This is a genomic window from Burkholderia sp. Tr-20355, from assembly GCF_017104685.1.
In the GTDB taxonomy this organism is placed as follows: domain Bacteria; phylum Pseudomonadota; class Gammaproteobacteria; order Burkholderiales; family Burkholderiaceae; genus Burkholderia; species Burkholderia seminalis.
This window is the reverse complement of record NZ_JAAGPK010000291.1, coordinates 1-5,163: the sequence shown is the minus strand read 5'-3', so window position 1 is coordinate 5,163 and position 5,163 is coordinate 1. Positions and strand designations below refer to the sequence as shown.

General features: G+C 71.7%; 4 protein-coding genes and 3 pseudogenes. All 7 read right to left on the bottom strand.

What is annotated here, in order from left to right:
* Positions 1–125 (bottom strand): annotated as a pseudogene (locus tag G3N62_RS36490) (helix-turn-helix transcriptional regulator); the annotation flags it as partial.
* Positions 126–403: 278 nt separating this feature from the next.
* Positions 404–931 (bottom strand): annotated as a pseudogene (locus G3N62_RS36485) (ABC transporter permease); the annotation flags it as partial.
* Positions 932–1,038: 107 nt separating this feature from the next.
* On the bottom strand, positions 1,039–1,656 hold the full coding sequence (locus G3N62_RS34280; RefSeq protein WP_034190778.1) for a DUF4126 domain-containing protein: 618 nt from the start codon (positions 1,654–1,656) through the stop codon (positions 1,039–1,041).
* A gap of 240 nt (positions 1,657–1,896) precedes the next feature.
* Positions 1,897–2,216, bottom strand: a pseudogene (gene sugE, locus G3N62_RS34275) (quaternary ammonium compound efflux SMR transporter SugE).
* A gap of 160 nt (positions 2,217–2,376) precedes the next feature.
* The gene (locus tag G3N62_RS34270; protein WP_034190835.1) at positions 2,377–2,658 is read right to left on the bottom strand and encodes a DUF333 domain-containing protein; all 282 of its coding nucleotides are present in this window, start codon (positions 2,656–2,658) and stop codon (positions 2,377–2,379) included.
* Between the two features lie 158 nt (positions 2,659–2,816).
* Positions 2,817–3,515, bottom strand: coding sequence for a two-component system response regulator KdpE (gene kdpE, locus G3N62_RS34265; RefSeq protein WP_034190776.1), 699 nt, complete (start codon positions 3,513–3,515; stop codon positions 2,817–2,819).
* A partial coding sequence (locus G3N62_RS34260) for a DUF4118 domain-containing protein (protein WP_206141484.1) occupies positions 3,508–5,163 on the bottom strand: 1,656 nt, incomplete at its 5' end. The genes kdpE and G3N62_RS34260, both read right to left, overlap by 8 nt.

The following is a 5,163-nucleotide window of genomic DNA, read 5'->3' as shown; positions in this document are numbered from 1 at the left end:
TCGTCGAGCACGAGCGGCACGCCGTCGCGGCCGACCGCGGTCGCGAGCGCGTTGTCGAACGGCACCATTTCGTTGAGCAGCAGCACCAGGAACCGCCAGAAGCGCGGCTGGCCGAGATGATCGATTGAGCGGTCAGCAGCGCGACGAGCGTCAGGAAATGGCGCGCGCGGTCCAGCGTCTGCCGCACCTGCGGCTGCCCCTCCTGCAACGACTCGAGCCCGACGCCGCGCAGTTTCCCGCCATCGACGCGCGCGTGCGCGTAGGCTTCGAAACGCGCGATGGCCGGTGCGTCGCCGGCGACCAGCAGCCGGTAGGTGACGCGGCTGCCGTAGCCCGTCAGCCCCGTCGCGGCGAGGTCGTCCGCGCGCATCATCAGCCGCGGCGAAAAATTGACGAACGAAAAACCGCGATCGAGTTCGCGGGAAATCGACGCGGCGACCGTGAACGTGCGCAGACCGACGCGCACGGTGTCGCCCGCCTTCAGGTGCAACGCGTCGAGCAACGCGGGATCGGCCCACACGGTGCCGGGCGCGGGAATCGCGGCCGCCTTCTGCGCGGCGGTCGCGCCGGCCGGCACGATGTCCACGGCGCCGCGCAGCGGATACCCGGGCGACACGGCCTTCACGGCCGCGAGGCGCGACGGCGCGGCATCGGCTGCCTGGCCGCCCGCGGCGGACGCGATCATGCTCGGGAAGATGGCGGTCGTCGCGGTGCGCAGGCCGAGCGCCCGGGCCTGCCGGTCGAACGACGGATCGACGGGACGATCGGCGCGCACGACGAAATCGGCGCCGAGCATCTGGCGTGCATCGCGCTCGAGCCCCTGGCGCAGCCGGTCGGCCAGAAAACCGACGCTCGTCAGCGCCGCGACCGCCAGCACCAGCGCGAGGACGAGCAACGTCAACTCGCCCGCGCGCCAGTCGCGCGCGGTCATCCGGGCGGCCTGGCGGATCAGGTCGTGCAGGCCGAAGCGGCCTGCCTGCGCGGGCCCGTCATGGCCGGGCTGCCCGGCCGGCGGCTGCGCCGCGTGTCGCCGCTCGTTCAATCGCGCTTGCCCCCGATCGAGTTGAGCCGCGACACCATGTGGTTCGCCATCCCGCGGAAGCCGCCCGACACGCCGCGCCACAGACGCGGCAGCGCCCACGCCGACGCCGCGATGAACGCGGCGAGCAGCACGAGGAACGCGAGCGGAACGAAGAACGCGAGCACGAGCCCGCCGACGACGAGGCCGTCCTCGGTCGACGACGCGACCCAGTTCGAAATCGGCTCGGGGGACAGGTTGATCAGCGCACGCGTGCCGGCCTTCGCGACGTGCGCGGCGCCGGCCAGCGAGCCGCCGGCGAGCCCCGCGACCGCGAGCACGGTCGGATCGGCATGGCCGAGCGCGCCGGCGGCCAGGACGGCACCGGCGGGAATGCGGATGAAGGTATGCACGGCATCCCACAGCGAATCGAATGCGGGGATCTTGTCGGCCAGGAATTCGGTGAGGGTGAGCACGGCCGCCGCGCCGATGACCCACGGCGACATCAGGACGGCCAGCGTATCGGGCAGATGGAGCCAGCCGACCCGCGCGAGCACGCCGGCGATCAGCACCGTCAGGTACAGGCGCAGCCCGCTCGCCCACGCGAGCCCCGCGCCGAGCGAAATGGCTTCGATCATCGCCCTCTCCTTGCACTTTCCGTGCGATTTGCCGATTGACCGGATCGGGTCGGACAGGCCGGCCGCGCGGCGCGTGGCGACCGGCACCGCGTGCCGCGAGAGGCACGACGGTATTCAGGCCCGAATGCGTTCCATTATAGACAGGCTATCCGGGTGACCGGCGCAATTCCGCAGCGCGACATGCCGGGCACACGCGCGGCCGGATGCCGGTGCCGCGGTATCGACGCCCTGACGCCGGCGTCAGGCGGCCGACGACAGCTTGAGGCCGACCAGCCCGCGACGATCAGCGCGGCGCTCGCGACGCGCGCGGCGGTCAGCGCCTCGCCCATCATCACGATGCCGAACACGAACGCGCCGACCGCGCCGATGCCCGTCCACACCGCGTACGCGGTGCCGAGCGGCAACTGGCGCATCGCGACCGCGAGCAGCCCGAAGCTGGCCAGCGCCGTCACGATCGTGAACACCGACGGACCAAGCTTCGTGAAGCCGTCCGACGATTTCAGGCCGGCCGCCCAGGCCACTTCCAGCAAACCGGCAATCAACAACCATACCCACGCCATCTCGACGTACTCCGTATCGGATGGGGCCGTCCCCGTTGAAGCGAATGACCCGGGGTCGTCCCCGGGCGGCGCCGAGTATAACAAGTTGCTTACGGACCACCGCGGCGGGGCAGCCCAACGGCCGATCCGGGGCGCGATCGGCCGGGCCCGGCCAGTTCGGTCAGTTCGACACGCGCTTGGGCGCGCCGCCGCCGACGCAGCGGTCGTCGCGGTACAGCGCCCACTCCTCGCACACGCGGCCATCCTTGAACATGCACATCCCGACCTGCCCGCGCGGCAGGCTGCGGACCACGTGGCGGCCGCCGAGCTTCTCGCAGTTGACCGACGCGGGGTTGGCCAGCGCCGCCTGGGCGGGCGGCTGCTGCCCGGGCGGCAGCGGCTGGGCGAACGCGCCGGGCGCAGCAAGCGCCAGCGCACAGATGACGACCAGACGGACGGACATTGCACGCTCCTCGTTTTCGTTCGCGGAACGGTCAGGATAACGGGGAATGAGCGGACGGTGTGCGAGGCCGGCGCGCGGCGCGAGATTGTCGCGCCGGCGCAACCCTGCCGGCGCGCGACGTCCGGCGCGGGGATGCCGCCAGCGCCCTCGCCGCGCCGTCACGCGGCGCCGACGAGCCGGTAGCCGACGCCCGTCTCGGTGACGATGTACTCGGGCTGCGCGGGGTCGAGTTCGAGCTTCTGCCGCAGGTGCGCCATGTAGATGCGCAGGTAGTGATGGCTTTCGACGTGCGACGGCCCCCACACGTCGCGCAGCAGCTGGCGGTGCGTGAGCACACGCCCCGCGTGCCGCACGAGCGTCGCGAGCAGCCGGTATTCGAGCGGCGTCAGGTGCACGATCTCGCCGTCGCGCCACACCTGGCGCAGCGCGAGATCGACGGTCACGGTGCCGAAGCTCACCTTCGGCGACTCGTTCGCGCCGCCCTGGTTGCGCCGGCGCAGTTGCGCGCGGATCCGCGCGCGCAGCTCGGACACGCCGAATGGCTTGGTCAGGTAGTCGTCGGCGCCCGCGTCGAGCGCGGCGACCTTCTCCTCTTCCTGCGTGCGCGCGGACAGCACGATCACCGGCACCTCGGACCAGCCGCGCAGTTCGCGGATCACGTCGAGGCCGTCGGTGTCGGGCAGGCCGAGGTCGACGATCACGAGGTCGGGCTTGCGCGTGGCCGCGTCGATCAACCCCTGCTTGCCGGTCTCGGCCTCGAACACCGCGATGTCCTCCTCCTCGAGCGCGGCGCGCACGAAACGGCGGATCTGCTTTTCGTCCTCGATCAGGACGACGGTCAGGCTGGGTTCACTCATGGTCTGGCAATGACTCGGATGGGGACGAGGCGCCCGGCAGGTCGGATTCGTCGTCGGGCACGGCGGGCGCGGCCGGCGGCGTCTCGACCGGCAACGTGAACCAGAAGCGCGCGCCCGTCACGTGGCCGTCGGGCGCGGTGCGGTTGAGCGCGCCGATTTTACCGCCGTGCGCCTCGACGATCGCCCGGCAGATCGCGAGACCGAGCCCGATGCCCGGCGTCGCCGACTCCTTCTCGCCGCGCGTGAACTTGTCGAAGATGCGCGTTTCCATCCCGGCCGGCAAGCCCGGGCCGCGATCGTCGACATGCACGCGCACGAACGGCAGCCCGTCGTCGGTCACGCGCTCCGCGCCGATCTCGATCGACGTATCGGGCGGCGTGTACTTCGCGGCGTTCTCGAACAGGTTGGTGAACAGGCGCTCCATCAGCACCGCGTCCATCTGCAGCAGCGGCAGGTCGGCCGGCAGCGCGACGCGCGCGGGATGACGCGCGAGCACGCGCTTGCACGCGGCGAGCGCGGCGCCGACGGTCTCCTCGAGCAGCGACCACTGGCGCTTGAGCTGCAGGCTGCCGGCCTGCAGCCGCGCCATGTCGAGCAGGTTCGTGACGATGCCCGTCATGCGCAGCGCCTCGTCGTGGATCGCGTCGACCAGCTCGCCCTCGCGCTGCGCGAACCGCTCGGCCGCCGCCGCGTCGCCGCCCTGCGCGGCCGCGCGCCCGTTCGCGAGCATCGACGAGAAGCCGACGATCGTCGTCAGCGGCGTGCGCAGGTCGTGCGAGATCGCCGACAGCAGCGAATTGCGCAGCCGCTCGGACTCCATGTTGACGAGCGCGTCGCGCGCGATCTCGACGTAGTGCACGCGCTCGAGCGCGAGCGCGATCTGCGCGGCGAACGCGTCGAGCATCCGCTGCTGCTCGGGCACCTCGAGCTCGCGCGGCTCGCGCGACGCGACCGCCAGCACGCCGCGCGTGCGCATCGGCGCCTTCAGCGGCAGGTACAGCGCGGCCGTCGCGGGCAAGGTGTCGGTGCCGCGGCCGGCCGGCTTCTGCTGGTCGTACACCCACTGGCCGACGTCGCTGTCGAGGTCGGCGCCCGTCAGCGTGACGGCGGCGTCCGGCTCCTCGATCTTCTGCCGCACCTTGTCCGCGCTGTCGGGCAGCAGGAACGCGACGCGGGCGCGGAACACCTCGCCCACGTGGCGGCTGCCGATCTCGACGATCTGCTCGGTGGTGAGCGCCGCGCCGAGCTCGCGCGCCATCGCGTAGATCGCGCCGGTGCGGCGCTCGCGGCGCTGCGCGACACTCGCCTGGCGCGTCAGCGTCGACGTCAGGTGGCTGATCACGAGCGACGTCAGCAGCATCCCGAAGAAGGTCAGCAGGTATTGCGTGTCGCTGACCGAGAACGACATGCGCGGCGGCACGAAGAAGTAATCGAACGCGGCCACCGACAGGAACGACTGCAGCACGCCCGGGCCGCGCCCGAGCCGCACGGCCGAGAACACGACGCCGAGCAGGTACAGCATCACGAGGTTCGTCAGGTCGAGCCGCTCGGACACGAGGCTCGCGACGACCGTGATCGCCGCGCAGATCGCGGCCGCATAGACGTAGTGGCGCGGCGGCGAACGATGCGTGCCGAACTGCGCGAACGA

Excerpts from the sequence above, each read along its gene's own strand:
- G3N62_RS34270 (WP_034190835.1), bottom strand. The coding sequence starts at position 2,658 with ATGTCCGTCCGTCTGGTCGTCATCTGTGCGCTGGCGCTTGCTGCGCCC.
- kdpE (WP_034190776.1), bottom strand. The coding sequence starts at position 3,515 with ATGAGTGAACCCAGCCTGACCGTCGTCCTGATCGAGGACGAAAAGCAG.
- G3N62_RS34280 (WP_034190778.1), bottom strand. The coding sequence starts at position 1,656 with ATGATCGAAGCCATTTCGCTCGGCGCGGGGCTCGCGTGGGCGAGCGGG.